The organism is Metasolibacillus fluoroglycofenilyticus (assembly GCF_003049645.1).
GTDB lineage: Bacteria > Bacillota > Bacilli > Bacillales_A > Planococcaceae > Metasolibacillus > Metasolibacillus fluoroglycofenilyticus.
In genome coordinates this window covers 229,159-247,582 of the sequence record NZ_PYWK01000002.1, presented here as the reverse complement: position 1 = coordinate 247,582, position 18,424 = coordinate 229,159, and the positions used below count along the sequence as shown (strand labels likewise).

14 protein-coding genes and 1 CRISPR repeat array are annotated in these 18,424 nt (G+C 37.0%); of the genes, 12 read left to right on the top strand and 2 right to left on the bottom strand.

Going from position 1 to position 18,424, the window contains the following annotated elements; translation table 11 throughout:
* The first annotated feature begins 2 nt into the window (after positions 1-2).
* On the top strand, positions 3-1,844 hold the full coding sequence (locus tag C9J36_RS11715; RefSeq protein ID WP_107943249.1) for a UvrD-helicase domain-containing protein: 1,842 nt from the start codon (positions 3-5) through the stop codon (positions 1,842-1,844).
* Between the two features lie 648 nt (positions 1,845-2,492).
* Here C9J36_RS11715 and C9J36_RS17610 read toward each other — a convergent pair.
* A complete protein-coding gene (locus tag C9J36_RS17610) occupies positions 2,493-2,825 on the bottom strand; it encodes a DUF5694 domain-containing protein (RefSeq protein WP_107943248.1) in 333 nt (110 codons plus the stop codon).
* Between the two features lie 17 nt (positions 2,826-2,842).
* Positions 2,843-3,055, bottom strand: a complete 213-nt coding sequence (locus C9J36_RS17705; RefSeq protein ID WP_430010637.1) for a DUF5694 domain-containing protein — start codon at positions 3,053-3,055, stop codon at positions 2,843-2,845.
* A gap of 604 nt (positions 3,056-3,659) precedes the next feature.
* Here C9J36_RS17705 and C9J36_RS11705 point away from each other — a divergent pair.
* The 11 genes from C9J36_RS11705 (at position 3,660) to C9J36_RS11655 (ending at position 18,422) form a co-directional block, all read left to right on the top strand.
* The gene (locus C9J36_RS11705; RefSeq protein WP_107943247.1) at positions 3,660-4,049 is read left to right on the top strand and encodes a DUF2500 domain-containing protein; all 390 of its coding nucleotides are present in this window, start codon (positions 3,660-3,662) and stop codon (positions 4,047-4,049) included.
* Between the two features lie 1,088 nt (positions 4,050-5,137).
* On the top strand, positions 5,138-7,513 hold the full coding sequence (locus C9J36_RS11700) for a CRISPR-associated helicase/endonuclease Cas3 (protein WP_107943246.1): 2,376 nt from the start codon (positions 5,138-5,140) through the stop codon (positions 7,511-7,513).
* 12 nt (positions 7,514-7,525) lie between these two features.
* Positions 7,526-8,251 (top strand): type I-C CRISPR-associated protein Cas5c, encoded by a 726-nt coding sequence (cas5c, locus tag C9J36_RS11695; RefSeq protein ID WP_066166991.1) that lies wholly within the window; start codon positions 7,526-7,528, stop codon positions 8,249-8,251.
* Positions 8,248-10,161, top strand: coding sequence for a type I-C CRISPR-associated protein Cas8c/Csd1 (gene cas8c, locus C9J36_RS11690; RefSeq protein WP_107943245.1), 1,914 nt, complete (start codon positions 8,248-8,250; stop codon positions 10,159-10,161). The genes cas5c and cas8c overlap by 4 nt, the downstream gene beginning before the upstream one ends.
* Positions 10,158-10,991, top strand: coding sequence for a type I-C CRISPR-associated protein Cas7/Csd2 (gene cas7c, locus C9J36_RS11685; protein WP_107943244.1), 834 nt, complete (start codon positions 10,158-10,160; stop codon positions 10,989-10,991). The genes cas8c and cas7c overlap by 4 nt, the downstream gene beginning before the upstream one ends.
* Positions 10,981-11,634 carry a CRISPR-associated protein Cas4 gene (cas4, locus tag C9J36_RS11680; protein WP_107943243.1) on the top strand — a complete coding sequence of 218 codons (654 nt, stop codon included), beginning with the start codon at positions 10,981-10,983 and terminating at the stop codon, positions 11,632-11,634. The genes cas7c and cas4 overlap by 11 nt, the downstream gene beginning before the upstream one ends.
* Complete coding sequence (gene cas1c, locus C9J36_RS11675; protein WP_107943242.1) at positions 11,631-12,662, top strand: type I-C CRISPR-associated endonuclease Cas1c; 1,032 nt, start codon at positions 11,631-11,633, stop codon at positions 12,660-12,662. The genes cas4 and cas1c overlap by 4 nt, the downstream gene beginning before the upstream one ends.
* A 9-nt stretch (positions 12,663-12,671) precedes the next feature.
* Positions 12,672-12,962 carry a CRISPR-associated endonuclease Cas2 gene (gene cas2, locus C9J36_RS11670; RefSeq protein ID WP_107943241.1) on the top strand — a complete coding sequence of 97 codons (291 nt, stop codon included), beginning with the start codon at positions 12,672-12,674 and terminating at the stop codon, positions 12,960-12,962.
* A gap of 163 nt (positions 12,963-13,125) precedes the next feature.
* A CRISPR array of direct repeats spans positions 13,126-13,488; the repeat unit is 33 nt; unit sequence GTCTCTCTCTGTATGGAGAGAGTGGATTGAAAT.
* A gap of 87 nt (positions 13,489-13,575) precedes the next feature.
* On the top strand, positions 13,576-14,034 hold the full coding sequence (locus C9J36_RS11665; protein WP_107943240.1) for an NUDIX domain-containing protein: 459 nt from the start codon (positions 13,576-13,578) through the stop codon (positions 14,032-14,034).
* 719 nt (positions 14,035-14,753) lie between these two features.
* Positions 14,754-16,184: a PTS mannitol transporter subunit IIBC gene (locus tag C9J36_RS11660; RefSeq protein ID WP_107943239.1), complete on the top strand. Its 1,431-nt coding sequence runs from the start codon at positions 14,754-14,756 to the stop codon at positions 16,182-16,184.
* A 135-nt stretch (positions 16,185-16,319) separates the two neighbouring features.
* Entirely contained in the window at positions 16,320-18,422 is a 2,103-nt protein-coding gene (locus C9J36_RS11655; RefSeq protein ID WP_161956414.1) for a BglG family transcription antiterminator, read from the top strand.
* Positions 18,423-18,424: the final 2 nt, after the last annotated feature.

Genomic DNA, 18,424 nt, shown 5'->3' with positions numbered 1-18,424 from the left:
ACATGGTGAAATCAATTATTGAATGGAAACCAAGTGAAGGGTTAATATTAGAGCAAGCAGCTTTAAACGCTCTCAAAGATTTAAAGAATTCTTTAGTAGTTGCTGGACCAGGAGCAGGTAAAACAGAACTTTTAGCTCAAAAAGCTTGTTTTTTATTAGAAACAAATAGTTGTGTAAATCCCCATAAAATTTTAGCGATAAGTTTTAAAAAAGATGCAGCTATAAATTTAAAGGATAGAATAAAACTTAGGTTATCTAAAAATTGTGAATCTAGATTTATATCACAAACTTTTGATTCTTTTGCTAAAAGCATATTAGATAGATTTTTATACGCATTACCCGATGAATTCAGACCAGATCCAAATTATGAGATAGCTACAAATGATAATGAAATTGTGAGAGCCTTTTCAAAATGTGGAGTAAATTTATCCAGTAGGAGGATGAAGAAACAGTATATTGATAATTTAACTTGCAAAAGGGTGGAGCATATCTCAGGGGTTTATAAAGACGTTTGGAACAAATTACTTAAAGGCGATGGGGGTATTAAATCAACTTTAAGCTTTCAAATGATATCGGTTTTAGCAATTCATATTTTAGAGACTAATCCCTTGATTCTTAAATCATTAAGAAAAACATATTCTCATGTGTTTTTAGATGAGTTTCAAGATACAACAAAAGTGCAATATGCTTTAGTTAAAGTTTGTTTTCATAATTCAGAAACATCAATTACTGCCGTTGGAGATAACAGACAACGAATAATGATTTGGGCAGGTGCTAAAGAAGATGTATTTGATGCGTACAAAAGAGATTTTAATTCACAGGAATACACGCTCTTAATGAACCATAGATCGGCACCTAGATTGTTAGAAATACAAAAAATAGTTAATAATTATCTGCAAGATGAACCGTTTTCTCCTATTGCAAATTCTAAATGGTCTGAAGATGAGGGTGTTGCTGAGATGTGGTACTTCAAAGATTCCATAACTGAGGCAGAACATATTGCTGAAAAAACAAGACAATTAATAGATGAAATGAAAATTTCGCCTAGAGATATTTGTATTATTGTTAAGCAAAATGTCCAACAATTTTGTGATGATATAGTTGGAGTATTGGAAAATATAAATATTCAGGCTCGAAATGAAGTCAACTTTCAAGATTTGTTAAAAGAGGATATAGTTTTGCTAATTATTAATACATTAAAGGCTGCTTTAAATGTTAAAGATAGTGATGCATGGATATTCATATGGGATGCAAAGATTTTCTTTGAAGGTAAATCAAGCATATACAACCCTAATAGTATTGATAAATTGAGAAAACAACTTAAAATAATGTTAAGGGATACAAAAACAAAATTAAATCGAATAAGTGATCAACAGGAGTTAACAAGTCTATTAAGTGAAATAGTGGATTTTTATGATTTAAATAAAATTAAGAAACATTATCCGCAGTATTCACAAGGTCATTACATCAATAAATTACGTGGGGACTTAACGAAGTATTTATATCAATATTATTTGTCAACAAATGATTGGTTCGCAGCAATTAATTCATTTGAAGGACACGATTCAATTCCGATAATGACAATTCATAAAAGTAAAGGATTGGAGTTTGAAGTTGTATTTTTTGTAGGATTTGACGATAATTCTTTTTGGAGTTTTGCAACTCAAACAGGTGAAGATACATGTACTTTTTTTGTAGGACTTTCACGTTCGAAAAGACACCTTTTTTTCACATTTTCTGAAAACCGTTTTGGAGGCTATCGTACCAATTCTAATATTTCGATACTTTATCAAATGTTAAAAGAATCAAGTGTAGTAGAAGAAAAATTTATAGGATATAATTAAAAAAATATAAAGATCGTAGTTTTTATACAATCTGATGAATAGCTTTATATTAAAGTAATAGTCTCCGTAAGCATTTTTCAAAAACCTTATTAATTCCTTTGTAAGAGCTATTTTTGACCCTCAAAAAAGCCCTTCAAACGTTGATTTAATAAGGTTTTTCTGTTTTATAGAACGAATACCTGCCGTCTCCATACATAGGAATCAATAGATTTCAAAACATACTAACTTAGTGTACTCTATTCATTAGAAGGTGGGGGGTATTGGCGCTTACAGTTCGAATGTGAAGAAAAAATAACTTTACCGAGATACTCCCACCGAAAATGGCGGTAAATTTATCCGAATAATGGATTTTTAGTTTAACTTTACCTAGAGTTTTGTATGTATATACAACAATTTAGCTTTTTTAGCTGTTTATCACCGTTGCAACTCAATATTAAGATTCTCTTATATTGGTTATAGATGATGTTTTAGTTAACGCCTAGTTTTGATTGGATACTGCATTGAAATAAAGATTTTAAACGCTCCTCTTTTACTAAAGAGTAATACTGCTAAAGCCAGTGTTTCCCCCATTTTTAAAAAGGGGGGCTTCTTATTTATTAGAAGGGAAAATATTTTGTAAAACACAATCACAGCTGTCCCAAAAGCCGGCTACGCACGGCTTTTGGGACAGCTGCCATATTGAATCACTGTAATTGATGAATCATCCTCTAATTGTTGCTTTAACAAATAGTTATGTCCAGCGCCATATAAAATAATCGCTCGCTTTGTTTCTGGCTTAAGTGATTTTTTAATATTATGGGCGATTCGTAAGTTGCGGTAATACCAATATTTTGATACCCATTCAAAGGCAATTTCATCGTCTAATTGCATTAAATCTAAATATATTTTATGATCATTTACTATGTACTCAGGTGAGTTAATGAATTTGTATAGCTTGATTATGTCACCTTGTTGAATAATGGAAGTTAGTTGTTCAATCATGAAATTGACACGGTCCCTTATTTTTTATACGCTTCCTTTGATTTTCCTTTTGCAATAAGTCCTAAATCAATCGAGTCGTCTGGTTGCTCATTCCAATCAACGGCGTAAATGGTATTGTGCTTAAGCATTTTGGCTAATCGAAAGCCAATTTGATAAATTTCATTTTCCTTAAAGTCTGTATTCCAATCAGTTGAGTGATAAATTGTATTTAATTGTTTCTGTAAATCAATCGGATATTCTACAAAAATTTGATCTGCTTGAAATTTTGCAATATCCGTTGCTAACTATTCAAAATGAATATTGCTATATTTATTTGTATCGTCTTTAGATAAAGTGTTGATGTCCGTTGTGTAACCTAAGTGAATAGTTCCAACCAATAACATTTCCAACTTAAATCCCCTTCGCTGTATGTAATTTCGCTAATCGATTCCAACATAATAAATTAATTATATAACATTTGTGAATAATTAAAGATACTATTATTCCAATTGAGTGATTTTTACATATGATAAAAGCTAGACTTGCTTTGCATAGTCCCCAAAAATTGATAAGGAAATAGAGCTTGTCAAACCGAGTGCTCTCAAGAAAAAAAGGAGATTATCGAAGCAATATGAGGATTTTTTTGTAAATAATTTGGCAATTGCCGAAATAAAAGATGAGATACGTCCCAAAAGTCATGCAGCTACTGGCATTTTTGGCGCTTTTTATTATTTTCAAAAGAGAGCTTCTGAGAGTTTTTCGATGAATGCTATTTTGCTATAATCAGTAATAAAGTGAAACTATACCTCCGCCTAAAGCGTAGACGATAGTAAAAAACATTAGGAGGTTTAATAGATGTACTTTGATGAAGATCCTTTTGGGAATATGATGTTTACAATTGGTCCTATATTTATTTTCGTCGTTTTTATTATCATTATTGGGATGTTTATTTTTACTGCTGTGAAAGGTGTTTCTCAGTGGAATGCAAACAACAATTCCCCAAAGCTTACGGTTCCAGCTTTAGTTGTGACGAAAAGAACAGATGTGTCGAGAAATCGTCATCATACAAATGATCATACACATACCACATCCTCAACGTGGTATTTTGTGACCTTTCAATTTGAAAGTGGTGATCGCACGGAATTTTCCTTAACTGGCACGCAGTACGGCATGTTGGCGGAGGGGGATTTAGGAAAGCTCACTTTCCAAGGGACACGTTATCTTGGGTTTGAACGTAGGGAATAAAATAGGAGGTGGAGCAGCTTTTGCGTTCAATTTCTCAATTTGTTGGTTATGATGAGCGGCTCCATCAGTAATTGGCACAACTTGTCAAATAGGATAATTTATTGGCATCACAATATATGACGAATGCGCTGACGATTGATGAATATAAAAAAGCATTTTCGCTATCAACAGAAGTCCTATACGATTGAGATTGAGCGATTGTTAGAGGCGTTGTAAAAGCTAGAGACAGCACCGAATCATCCTAAGCAGTGTATGCAAACAGAGCCATTTTTAATTTATAAAGCCTAGTTTACAAATTATTTAAGAGATTTTATTATGTCCTTACCAAAAGTCTACCCAATAATCAATTTGAAAGACTTCTCATTTTTGCACAGCGAACAACAGGCAACCTACATGCTTTTAATGCTGACCGATTAGCAAAGCTAGAGCAAGTTACCATTATTCCAACTGTTGTGAGACAAATCATTCAATGTAAACAGGCATCGTATCAGGAAGCCTGGTTGGAGCTGATGTTGGCGGATGTTAGGGCGCATTCGGACTGAGCCTCTCGCAAGTATAATATCGACATAAGAAAAAGAGCGTCTTGAAAGCAGTGTTTTGTCTGCTTTTAAGATGCTCTTTTTAACATTAATTGGCTAATTCGCTAATTGAATTAGACAATTACATTTATACTAAAATAGTTTTCAATCCACGCATTGTTGCGACAATATAATTAAAAAGTGAGATTGCATATATTACAGCAGGGGGTGAATCCATGAGAGTCAAAATCAATTTTAAAATCCCACAGCTACTTAACATCAAAATTTTTCTACAGGCTAAGTTAGAGTTGGTTTAAAGCAATACGCATAACGCCGTAAAGGGGCATCAAAAATGGTTTTCAGATGCCCTTTACTTAACCATATATAATTTGACTAACCTAAAATACTTTTCAATTCATTTAGAAAAAATACGACATATTTAGTATAACAATTAAATTATGAAATATTTTAGATTAAATCATTTAAAATAGTGGGGGATTTACCAAAAATAGTTTACTTTGAAAAAAACCCTGTTAAAATAAATCTAAAGTCTAATAGGGAGGTAGGTAAATGTACATTGCACATGTAAGAAAATCAGATGGTGTGGAGCAATTACTAAAGGACCATTTATGTGAAGTGCAGCAAATATGTGAAGCGATTGGTGAGAAATTTCAGATGCCAAAGGTTTTTGGTTTGGCAGGATTATTACATGATGTTGGGAAGTATAGCGATGATTTTCAAATATACTTACGTGATGCGATAGCAAATCCTGAGGAGCCACCTAGACGAGGAAGTGTCAATCATTCAACTGCTGGTGGAAGGTTGTTGATGGAGAAGTTCCATAAAGGACCGCGTTTCATGCCTGTTATGATTGAAATGGTTGCCAATGCTATTTATTCCCATCATGGGCAGTTGCATGATTTTATTGATAGTGAAGGCAATTCTTCTCCCTTTTTAAATCGAGCTGATAATGAAAAAATACCGATGCTTCAAATTAGAGAGCGATTTTTTAATGAAGTTATGCCTGAAGAACAGTTTGATAAATACGTGATGCAGGCTGCTTCAGAGTTTCAAAGCTTTCTACAAAAACATTTTCAAAAAGATGAGTTACAGCAAATTTTATATAAATTCTCTCCATTATTAACGATGACCATTTATAGTAGTTTAATTGACGCGGACCGAACGAATTCACGTGAGTTTGATGAAAATAGTCAGATAGCCTCCCAACAACCCATTCAAGAAAAGTTCAAGCAATATTTAATAGAATTAGAGAGTAGCTTAAAAAAGATGCAAGAGGAAGCAATTCCAAATGAAATTACTAAACTGCGTCAAGAAATGTCGGAAAATTGTGCGAATAAGGCAGATTTACCTACTGGCATTTATTCTTTATCTATCCCAACAGGCGGTGGGAAAACGCTCGCAAGCTTACGTTTTGCATTAGAACATGCGATAAAGCACGGAAAAGAACGCATTATTTATATTATTCCATTTACAACCATTATCGAGCAGAACGCGCAGGCTGTCCGCGAACTACTGAAAACAGATGAAGTATTGGAGCATCATAGCAATGTGGTAGACGATGTGGGTCCTGCAAAAACATATGAAGAAATGCTGCTGCAACGTAAGCTTAATCAAGCAAAGGATAATTGGGATTCTCCGATTGTTTTTACAACGATGGTGCAATACTTAAACAGTTTTTATAGCGGAAAGAGTCGTAATTTAAGGCGGATGCATAATTTGGCGAATGCAGTACTAATTTTTGATGAAGTGCAGTCGGTACCTGTCAAATGCGTATCACTTTTCAATGAAACGATTAATTTTTTGTCAAAATACGCAAAATCAACGGTGTTACTGTGCACGGCAACGCAACCGGCATTGCAATATGTCGAGCAGCGAATCGAGGTTAATGAAGAAATCATTGACAATTTGCCTAGGATTGAAAAGGCTTTTAAGCGCACAAATATTGTCCGAATGGATGAGCATTTGGAATGGAATACCGAACAGCTTGCCGACTTTATCGAAAAGAAGCTAGAGGACGTAAAAAGTATTTTAATCATTTCTAACAATAAAAAAACAACAAAAAATTTATATGAGAAATTTAAAGATTTACCTTATGTCTATCATTTGAGTACGGGCATGTGTCCAGCTCATCGAAAAGAAAAGCTAAAGCAAATGACTAAGAACTTAAAGGCAGGGAAGCTAGTGCTTTGTATGAGCACCCAATTAATAGAAGCCGGCGTAGACGTAAGTTTTGAATGTGTTATGCGTTCATTAGCAGGTGTAGATTCCATCGCACAAGCTGCGGGTCGCTGTAATCGCAATGGGGAAGTGCAGCAGCGTAATGTCTATGTATTCAAGCATGCGGAGGAAGTGTTGTCGAAGCTTCCGACCATTGAAAAGGGACAGCGCTGTGCTAGTCATTTACTGCGGGATATTGAGGAAAGAAATTTATTTGAAGGTGAACTATTATCCTCCCCCGCGATTGAATTTTATTTTAAACAGTATTATGAAAACCTTGCACTAGAGCTAGATTTTCCAGTGCGAAATTTAGATAAAACTTTACATCAATTATTGTTTACGAACGATGTAAAGCGATTAAGGAAATTAGACGTTGTTTTATCACAAAGCTTCGATACTGCTGCAAAGCATTTTGAAGTGATTGAAGCAAATACAGAAGCTATTCTTGTACCATATGGCGAAGGTGAGGAGGTAATTGCTCAGTTGGCAAGTCACGAGCCAGTTGATTATAAAGTATTTTTAAAGAAAGCGCAGCAATTTTCGGTCAATGTTTTCCCGCATGAGTTTAGAGCGCTTCAACAGGAACAGCTTATTCGCCCGGTAGACTTTGGTACATTTAAAATTTGGCTTGCGATGGAAAATGCCTATGATGAAGAATATGGTCTTTCAGTCAGTGGAGAAGCAGGCTTAAATATATTAACACTTTGAGGAGGTGAGCAAATGACAAAAGTTCGAAATCAAATCGAGTATGTTGTTAGAGGTGATTATGCATTATTTACAGACCCGTTAATGAAGCTTGGTGGCGAAAAAATGACGACGCAAATACCAACGTATCAGGCACTTGTTGGAATAACAGAGTCGATTTACTGGAAGCCATCCATTATTTGGATTATTGATGAGGTGCGCGTTATGAAGGCGATTCGCATGGAGTCAAAAGGTGTGCGCCCAATTAACTTATCAGGTGGTAATACACTTGCTAACTATAGTTATTTGCGGGATGTCGAGTACCAAGTGAGGGCACATTTTATTTTTAATGAGCAACGCCAAGATTTGAAGGAAGATTTTAATGAGCATAAGCATCATAATATTGCGAAGCGCTGTGTTAATGCAGGGGGACGTAGAGATATTTTTCTTGGTACGAGGGAATGTCAAGGCTATGTAGAGCCATGCGAATTTAATTCTGAGGAAGGCTTTTATGATGGTATTGACGAGATGCATTTTGGACTGATGGTGCACGGTTTAAACTATCCAGATGAAACGGGCAGAAATCAATTGGAAACGAGGCTATGGCATCCGATTATGAAAAAGGGGATTATTCAATTTATTAAACCCGAAGCATGTCCATATGTTCGCCCATTACATGCGATGGAGCCGAAATCTTTCAAATTAGGCGAATCTGTGGAATCAGTCGATTTATTGGCACAGCAATTGGAGGTGAAAGAATGAGTTATTTACAAGCTTTGTATAGGACATACGATGAGAATTTAGATGAAGTTGGGAAGCCACAGCGAAAGGATTTCCGCAACGGGCAATCTGCGGAATATATGCTGCTACCGATTTCACACACGACACAAACGGCGCATATTGAAGTGTTAGTTGATTTAGAAGGAAACTTTTATGATGCCTACGTGCTTGATAAAGAAAGCACGGTACTTCCTTTCACAGAGGAATCTGGCTCAAGATCGGGCCAAAACTATGTTCCGCATTTTCTGCATGACAAGCTAATGTTTGTGGCGGGAGATTATAAAAAATTTGTCGAGGCTGATGAGAAGAAAGCGGCCGCTTATGATGCATATATTACGCAGCTTGCGGGCTGGTGCACTTCATCTTATAGCCATCCATATATTGAAGCAATTTATCGTTATGTTAAAAAAGAAACGGTTATTGAGGATTTAGTAAGGGCAGGAGTTTTGCATACAGATAGTCAAGGTTTGCTAATGAAAAAATGGACAGGAGAGCAAAGTGAGCGCCCGAAAATTTTTAGTGTGGTTGCTTCTGAGCAAGAAGCTGCATTTGTTCGTTTCAATGTGCATATACCGGGCGAGATTGTCATTCCAATTTGGCGCAATCAGGAAATTTTCTCATTGTTTATTAATTATTATAATACGCTACTGAAAGAAAAAGATTTATGTTATGTAACAGGTGAGCAAATACCGCGGATTGAACGTCATCCGAATAAATTGCGTAATTCAGGTGATAAAGCGAAGCTAATTTCTGCAAATGATGCAGCGGGCTTTACATATCGTGGAAGGTTCACTTCAAGTTTGGAAGCCGCGAATATAAGCTATGATGCATCGCAAAAAGCACATAATGCGCTGAAATGGCTTATTGAAAAACAGGGGAAAACGATTGACGGCCGTGTGTTTTTAGTATGGGGGACGGCACAGTTAGATATCCCAGTTATGTCGGATGATTTATTTGAACAGGAAATTGATTGGACGAAGGATTTTGATTTATTTGAAGCAGTAGAAAATAAGGATATATTAAAGACGCAATTAGCGAAGCAATATGGGGCATTGCTTGCAGGGCTTTCACGTAATATCCAGCTAGAGGAAAGTAAAGGGGAAAAAGTGTATATTTTAACAATTGATGCAGCTACGCCCGGGCGACTGGCTGTGCTTTATTATCGAGAATACGATATTCAGTTATATTTCGACCAATTGGCAGATTGGCATACTAAAGCGAGCTGGCGTCAAACACGTAAAAAGGATAATGAATGGATTCATTTTTACGGTGCACCATCCTTTTATACAATTGCACATGCAGCCTATGGACCACGCCCAAGCGATAAGGTTGTCAAAGGTGTTATGGAGCGCTTAATTCCATGTGTGTTGGATGATCGAAAGATTCCAATTGATATTGTGCGCAGTGCGATTGTACGGGCGTCTAATCCACAGTTTTATAGTGAGAGCTGGGAATGGGAGCAAGCGCTGACCGTTGCATGTTCTTTAACGAGAAAAACATATGAACAGGAGGGCTTTACAGTGGCATTAGATACAAATTGCAAGGATCGTGATTATTTGTTTGGTCGGATGTTGGCGGTTGCTGATGTGCTCGAACGTCGTGCATTAGGAAAAGAGGAGAACAGGGCGACAAATGCGCTGCGTTATTTAAGTGCTTTTCAAGCGAATCCATTGCGCACGTGGCTGACAATTCAGAAAAATCTTCAGCCATACCAAATGAAGCTGCGAGACAAGGCAAATTATTATACAAGCTTAATCGATAAAATTGCATCGGAAATACCGATTGAGCAATTTAATGACACTGCGTTAAGCGGACGCTATTTACTAGGTTACTATAGTCAACGTCAAGACTTATACACGAAAAAGGATAAGGAAGGGGAAATGACAGAATGACTACATTAGATCGTAAAATTGATTTTGCCGTTATTTTTTCAGTAACAAATGCCAATCCAAATGGAGACCCTTTAAACGGGAATCGTCCACGTCAAAATTTTGAGGGCTATGGAGAGGTTTCAGATGTGGCGATAAAGCGTAAAATTCGCAATCGTTTACAAGATATGGGCGAAGCTATTTTTGTTCAATCGGATGACCGTGCCAATGATGGGTTTAAATCGCTAAATGATCGCGCAGAATCTGTGGCAGAATTACAAAAAATTAAAAAAGATAAAAAAGGGAATGCAGATACATTTGCATTAATCGCTGCTCAAACTTGGTATGATGTACGTGCTTTTGGACAAGTGTTTGCATTCAAGGGAGATTCATTATCTGTTGGGGTACGTGGCCCTGTCTCGATTCATCCAGCTATTAGTATTGAGCCTATCACTATTACAAGTATGCAAATTACAAAATCAGTGAACTCTGTAACGGGTGATAAAAAAGGCTCTGATACGATGGGGATGAAGCATCGAGTTGACCATGGTATATATAAATTCGTTGGTAGTATTAATACACAGCTCGCTGAAAAAACAGGATTTACGTACGAAGACGCTCAGAAGTTAAAAGAAGCGCTCATTTCATTATTTGAAAACGATGCATCTTCCGCACGACCAGAAGGCTCTTTAGAAGTAATAAAGGTCATTTGGTGGGAGCATAATTCAAAGCTCGGTCAATATTCCGCAGCAAAAGTGCATAATTCTGTTAAGGTGACTGCCGAGGCATCAAAACCTGTAATTGAAATAGCGACGTTAGAAGGGTTAGAGGCATATGTCTTCGATGGGCATTAATGAAGAAGATTATTTGATGCTATCGGGTATTCAGCATTTTCGCTTTTGTGCGCGGCAATGGGCATTAATCCATGTCGAGCAACAATGGGAGGAAAATGTACGTACGATTGAAGGGCAATATGTTCATCAAAAGGTCGACCAACCTTTTATTCGCGAAAAGCGTCTCGATAAATTAATTGTGCGTGCAATGCCCGTAAAGTCACATGAATTAAGGACGACAGGTATTTGCGATGTGGTGGAATTTATTCAAGACCCAGCGGGCATCTCGCTTATAAATGAAGTCGGAAAGTTTCGTGTTGTACCAGTAGAGTATAAGCGTGGCAAGCCTAAAAAGGAGGAAGAGGATATTATGCAGCTCGTGGCACAAGCAATGTGCCTAGAAGAAATGCTCGCTTGTGAGGTACCTGTCGGCTATTTCTTTTATGATGAAATAAAGCGTCGTGAAGAAATTCAAATTACCGAGGCACATAAGGAGGAAGTACGCCAATTATTTAAACAAATGCATCATTATTTTACACGCCAGCATACGCCAAAAGTAAAGATGGGCAAGCATTGTAAAAGCTGCTCGCTCGAAAATTTATGCATGCCGATATTGAATGAAAAACAAGATGTGAAGTCATATATGAGAAGGTATCTAGTATGAGAAAACTGCTGAATACATTGTTTATTACAACGTCTAATGTGTATTTGACATTGAAAGGGGAAACAGTCGTAGTTTCCCAAGAGGAAGACGTTTTAGGACGAATTCCACTTCATAATTTGGAGGCAATCTGCACATTTGGTTATGCAGGTGCAAGCCCGATGTTAATGCATGCATGTGCTGAAAAAAATGTATCTCTGACATTTTTGAATGCGCACGGCAAGTTTTTAGCACGTGTCATAGGAGAAAGCAAGGGAAATGTAGTGCTGCGAAAGACACAATATCGAATATCAGATAGTGAAATCGCAAGTGCCAAAATTGCTCGAAATTTTATCTTCGCTAAAGTGGCCAATCAAAAGTGGATATTGGAGCGGGCGACACGTGATAACCCGCTACGAATTGACGTTCCAGCTTTCAAACAAGTTTCAGAGCGCTTGTTGGAGGATTTAAAGAAAATATTAGCTTGTGAAGACTTGGAGTTATTGCGAGGTTTAGAGGGACAGGCAGCGAGTGCATATTTTGGATTATTCGACCAAATGATTTTACAACAAAAAGAAGCTTTTTATTTCAAAACGAGAAATAGACGCCCGCCAACAGATAATATAAATGCTTTATTATCATTTATTTATACTTTATTAGCAAAGGATGTTTCTGCTGCCCTTGAAACGGTAGGGCTCGATGCATACGTAGGCTTTTTACATCGAGACCGACCAGGTCGTGCATCTCTCGCACTCGATGTAATGGAGGAGTTGCGCGGTGTCATAGCTGATCGTTTCGTATTAAAGGTGATAAATAAGAAGATGTTAGATGAAAAAGATTTTATAAGAAAAGAAGATGGCGCTGTTCTACTTACAGATGAAGGTCGAAAAAAATTTTTACAGGCTTGGCAAGAACGGAAACAGGAAACATTAACACATCCTTTTTTGAAAGAAAAAATAAATTGGGGGCTAGTTCCGCATGCACAGGCTATGTTACTAGCCCGTCATTTGCGCGGTGATTTGGAAGAGTATCCACCGTTTTTATGGAAATGAGGGATTGGTTTGTTAATTTTAGTTACCTATGATGTTGTCACAAAAACAGCCGCAGGACGCAAGCGGTTGCGTAAAGTTGCAAAAGAATGCGAAAATTACGGTGTGCGAGTTCAAAATTCTGTTTTTGAATGTGTAGTAGATGCAACACAGTTTAAGCAACTGAAATTGCGTTTAGTTAATTTAATTGATGAAACCGAAGATAGCTTACGTTTTTATCAACTGGGTAATAATTATAAATCAAAAGTAGAGCATATCGGTGCAAAGGAAACGATTGAAGTAGAAGATGTGCTAATATTATAGTTGAGTGCGAATGCCAAGCTCCCATGAAAACCCTAGAGGACTCGCACCAAATTTTAGTTTGATTATATGGTGTTTTGTTAAGTCGACTAGGAGTTTAGTTTTAGCTTATTTTTAGAAAGAGTACTTTTTTGCGAAGATGGATGATTTTTTGTTCATTTTCGCTGTCTCTCTCTGTATGGAGAGAGTGGATTGAAATGTTAAACACCTCTTTTTGTGCTGCCGCATTAAAGTCTCTCTCTGTATGGAGAGAGTGGATTGAAATAGGGAATGAAGGAATTGCTGTAGCTGCCGCTTTGTCTCTCTCTGTATGGAGAGAGTGGATTGAAATGACAGGTAAACATCCAGAATCAATTATTAAAGGTCTCTCTCTGTATGGAGAGAGTGGATTGAAATCGAAAAAAACAAAGAGATTATGACTTTGCGACGTCTCTCTCTGTATGGAGAGAGTGGATTGAAATCAAATTCCCCCCATTGTAAAGGCTCGTTTCCTATCGTCTCTCTCTGTATGGAGAGAGTGAATTGAAATACGGGGCGTGTCACAAGCTCGCCTCAAATGGTGGTCCCCGCCTTGATTAGGAGGGGAATTTAAAATTTCATAAGGAGGAAATTAAAAATGCGCATAAGAAATTCAGCAAAAGCAATAATAGTGAAGGACAAGAAATTATTGGCTATAAAGATACAAGAAAATGGTGGTACATATTATATTTTGCCGGGTGGTGGCCAAGAGCATGGTGAAAATTTACACCAAGCTTTAGAAAGGGAATGTAAAGAAGAATTAAGTGTGGAAGTTGAAATTGGAGAACTAATCTTTGTACGTGAATATATTGGAAAAAATCATGAGTTTGCCGCGCGTCATGCTCAGGCACATCAAACAGAATTTATGTTTTTGTGTCATGTTCATCATAATACAATTATTAATGGAAGCAATCCGGATAAGGGGCAAATAGCTGTTGAATGGTTACCGCTTAACGATTTATTAGAATATAAATTATATCCACAAGCACTAAGAGCACATTTAATATCTTATTTTGACAGCGGAAAAGCTACAATTTATGTAGGGGATATTAATTGATTCCAATTATTTATTTTTTGATTAACCAAGGTCTTTAATATAGCGTGTTTGAAATTTTAGATGCAAGTGAAGCATTAGATAAGTGAATAGAAATAACTATTATCAAAAATAAAGTGACAAACAATTAAAAAAATGACGGGTAAACTGTTTGAAATAGCTCATTCCCTGAAAGGTGATTTTATTTAATTTACTTTCGAGGGATGAGGCATACTTGAGTTAATAAAAGTGAATTGTAAAATAACTGATTTTTATGGCTATACTAACGGCATTGCCAAAGTGTAGTTAGAAAATACTGTTGTGTGTCCACCACTATTAAAAGTCCTCATTTCGCACAAAAATCAAGCGAATGGCCTCCCTTCATAATTAGCGTAGAAATATTCCTCCATTAAATGAAAGTTGTATTTTTGGGAAGCTGCTAGGGTACGAATTGAATTACCACAAACAATTATTGAATTATCCAAAGTAAGAAAGATTCACTAAGTAAACAATCAATTACAGAGAAATCTATTCCTCCTCATTCATAAAAACCCGAGCACCTAATCCCACGGAAATACAAAGTAAAACCCTTAATTCTCATGCATTTTCAACTCCACAACTTCAATTTTGTCGTAATTAAAGATGACATGATAGCGTTTTCATTTTATTGAATAATCAATGTAAACGCTTTAATATGTTAGACAACAAGACAATGTTAAAAAATCAAAAGGGGAGGTTCAAAAATGAGTACAGAACAACAAGAGCGTTCGGGATTCAAGGTGAAAGTACAACGTTTTGGTAGTTTTTTAAGTGGTATGATTATGCCGAATATCGGTGCGTTTATTGCATGGGGACTTATAACTGCTTTATTTATTGAAACGGGATGGGCTCCGAATGCAGATTTTGCTGAGCTAGTCGGTCCAATGATTAATTATTTACTGCCAATTTTAATAGGGTTTACTGGTGGTAGACTTGTTCATGGTTTGCGAGGAGGAGTAGTCGGAGCTACCGTAACGATGGGGGTAATCGTTGGGGCAGATATTCCGATGTTCCTTGGTGCGATGATTGTCGGTCCTTTAGGTGGATGGGCGATTAAGCAGTTTGATAAGTTAGTTGAAGGGAAAATTAAAGCAGGCTTTGAAATGCTTGTTAATAACTTTTCCGCTGGTATTATCGGTGGTATTTTAACGCTAATTGCCTACAAATTAATCGGTCCGGCTGTTAATGCATTAACTAATTTCCTTGCGGCTGGCGTACAATTTATTTTCGATGCAGGATTCTTGCCACTTGCGAGTATTTTCATAGAACCAGCAAAGGTATTATTCTTAAATAATGCGATTAACCACGGAATATTAGGACCACTTGGAATTGAACAAGCTTCAGAGGCAGGGAAGTCCATTCTATTCTTATTAGAGGCAAACCCGGGACCTGGTCTTGGGATATTACTAGCGTTTATGTTCTTTGGAAAAGGGACAGCAAAACAAACTGCACCTGGGGCAGCGATTATTCACTTCCTAGGTGGGATTCATGAAATTTATTTCCCTTATATTTTAATGAAGCCGTACTTACTTTTAGCGGCAATCGCTGGTGGAGCATCAGGTGTCTTCACATTGCAATTATTCAATGCAGGTCTTGTTGCAGCACCGTCACCAGGAAGTATATTCTCGATATTGGCATTAACGCCAAAAGGCAATCATATTGGCGTTTTATTAGGGGTAATCGTCGCAACTGCAGTTTCCTTCTTGATTGCTTCACTTATTCTGAAAGCATCTAAAGATGTAGAGGATGGCGATTTACAAAAGGCAACAGAAAAAACTTCTGCACTCAAAGGAAAAGAGAGCAGAGCGGCAGAGCTTATTCAGCCGGCAACTGGTGCTGTTCAGGAAATTTCTCTTGCTAATACAAAACATGTAATCTTTGCTTGTGATGCAGGCATGGGGTCAAGTGCGATGGGGGCGTCTATTTTAAGAAATAAAATGAAAAAAGAGGGGCTAGATGTAACAGTAACGAATACGTCTGTTAGTAACCTTCCAGCAGATGCAGAAGTAGTTATCACGCATAAGGATTTGACACATCGTGCGAAAGAACAAGTGCCAAATGCACACCATATTTCTGTTGAGAATTTCCTAAATAGCCCGAGATATGATGAGCTAATAGAACAATTAAAGAAGTAAAACATATTTGAAGGAGGGGGTGTCCGGAAGGCAGTGCTTTGCACGCTTTTTGGACGTTCCCATTCTTTGCATTTCATCATAACGGAGCCGTTTCCGCTCCTTTACCAATGATATTGGATTGTTAGAAATGAGGTGTTGATTACGTTTATTTCGAGCAGAGAAAAAATGATTATTGAAGCATTGATTGTGGAACAAGAGGAAATAACGATTAAAGAATTATCGGAAAAAATTGATGTGAGCTCACGAACAATCCAACGAGATTTAAGTAATATTCAAAGCATTTTAGATTCCTATCAGCTTAAACTAATTAGAAAATCAGGCGTTGGGGTTCAAATCATTGGGAAAGAACAAAAAAAGCAAGAATTGGCGCAGCAGCTTAAAAAATTCACGCAACGGGAATATACATTAGAGGAAAGATTAACACTAATCCTCTGTATTTTGTATGAAGCGACAGAACCAGTTAAGCTCTATTCTCTTTCCAAAGATTTGGGCGTTTCCATTTCAACGGTTAGTGCAGATCTCACGAAACTAGAGGAGCAGCTACGTCCAGTACAGCTTTCTATATTGAAAAAAAGAGGGTATGGAGTAGAGCTATCAGGGACGGAAAATGCAAAGCGCAGGGCAATTAGTTACGCATTATCCAAAACCTTAAAGGAAGAGGGCTTATTTTCCTTAATAAAAGAAAAAATCCATCAAAAATCAGATACGTATGAGGACCCTATTTCGGAAAGACTCATACAGCTTGTTGATAGGGAGAAATTAGGCATAATTGAAGAAGCGATGAAGGATTTATATCCAGATTTTGCTTTGTCTATGACAGATAGTGCCTATGTGGGGCTAATTGTTCATCTCGCCTTAGCCATTGAACGTATATTGCAGGGCGAAAATATTACGATTGATAAGGCATATTTAAAGCAAATAGCACTTGAACCAGAGTACCCTATCGCTAAAAGCATTATTAGTATGCTAGAGGATTGTTTCCAAGTAGATATACCAGAGGCGGAAGTTGGGTATATTATGATGCATCTTCAAGGCTCTAAGCTACGTCAGCAAGAAGGGGGACTAGTTGCCGCTACTAATATCGAATTGTATAGGCAGACAAAAAAGCTTATAGAGGAGATGGAGGAGCAGACAGGCTTCCATTTATCTAATCATACATCCCTTTTGGAAGGGTTAGTAACACATTTAAAGCCTGCAATCCACCGTATTGAACAAAATATGGGGATAGTAAATCCTTTACTAGAAGAAATTCAATCGAATTATAGTGATTTGTTTGTTCAAGTTGAGATAGCTGTGAAAAAGGTGTTTCCGAAATTACAAGTTCCTAAAGAGGAGATTGGCTATTTGGTTATGCATTTTGGGTCTGTTTTAATCGAGGTATTAAGCAAGGGAGATTTAAAGGCTTATGTAATATGTTCAAGTGGAATAGGAACCTCTAAATTATTGGCATCTCGGCTATTGCGTGAAATTCCAGAGATAACGGAGGTCTCTAATATTTCTATATTCGAGTTAAATAAACTAGCAACGACGATTACAGATAGAGACCTTATTATTTCGACGATTTACTTGCAGGATTTCCACAGAGAATATATTATGGTGAACCCATTTTTAACTGCCGAGGAGATTGACCAAGTCCAGCTGTATGCAAGAAGGAAAATGCTTGTCCAAAAAACTCCTTCGATTGTAAAGGAAAGTCCAGTAACTGTAGATGCATTAACAGAAAAAATGCAAAGGCTTGGTGGATATTCTGAAGTAATACTAACCGTTTTAAGCAATTTTCAGTTTTCGGTGTTAAAGGAGCAGACGACAGCGCGCTGCTATATACAAGAAATTTGTGCATTGCTGGAGGAGCGCCAAGTGATTGCAGAAAAAGATATGATTGTAGGCGCATTGCTGGAAAGGGAAAAGAATGGTGGCATCGGTATCCCCGGTACGAGACTTGCATTATATCATACACGTAGCAAATATGTTCACAAACCATCGTTTACTGTTCATAAACTTGAATCCGCTATTTGGATAAGAGGAATGGATGGAAATGACGTGAAGGTGGACACACTACTAATATTACTTTCACCTGAAACCTTTGGGAAGGCTGGTTTAGAGGTACTAAGTTTCATCAGTACATTAATCATTCAAAATGAACAAAGCACACAATTATTTGAAACAGGTGAACAATCTGAAATTCATTCATTTTTGGCAACAGAATTTGAACGATTCATCAGGGAAAACATCAATTAATG

Bases quoted from the DNA above. Each gene is read 5' to 3' on its own strand.
- cas4 (WP_107943243.1), top strand. From the start codon at position 10,981: ATGGGCATTAATGAAGAAGATTATTTGATGCTATCGGGTATTCAGCAT.
- C9J36_RS17610 (WP_107943248.1), bottom strand. From the start codon at position 2,825: ATGATTGAACAACTAACTTCCATTATTCAACAAGGTGACATAATCAAG.
- C9J36_RS11660 (WP_107943239.1), top strand. From the start codon at position 14,754: ATGAGTACAGAACAACAAGAGCGTTCGGGATTCAAGGTGAAAGTACAA.
- cas1c (WP_107943242.1), top strand. From the start codon at position 11,631: ATGAGAAAACTGCTGAATACATTGTTTATTACAACGTCTAATGTGTAT.
- C9J36_RS11705 (WP_107943247.1), top strand. From the start codon at position 3,660: ATGTACTTTGATGAAGATCCTTTTGGGAATATGATGTTTACAATTGGT.
- cas5c (WP_066166991.1), top strand. From the start codon at position 7,526: ATGACAAAAGTTCGAAATCAAATCGAGTATGTTGTTAGAGGTGATTAT.
- C9J36_RS11700 (WP_107943246.1), top strand. From the start codon at position 5,138: ATGTACATTGCACATGTAAGAAAATCAGATGGTGTGGAGCAATTACTA.
- cas7c (WP_107943244.1), top strand. From the start codon at position 10,158: ATGACTACATTAGATCGTAAAATTGATTTTGCCGTTATTTTTTCAGTA.
- C9J36_RS11665 (WP_107943240.1), top strand. From the start codon at position 13,576: ATGCGCATAAGAAATTCAGCAAAAGCAATAATAGTGAAGGACAAGAAA.
- cas8c (WP_107943245.1), top strand. From the start codon at position 8,248: ATGAGTTATTTACAAGCTTTGTATAGGACATACGATGAGAATTTAGAT.
- C9J36_RS11715 (WP_107943249.1), top strand. From the start codon at position 3: ATGGTGAAATCAATTATTGAATGGAAACCAAGTGAAGGGTTAATATTA.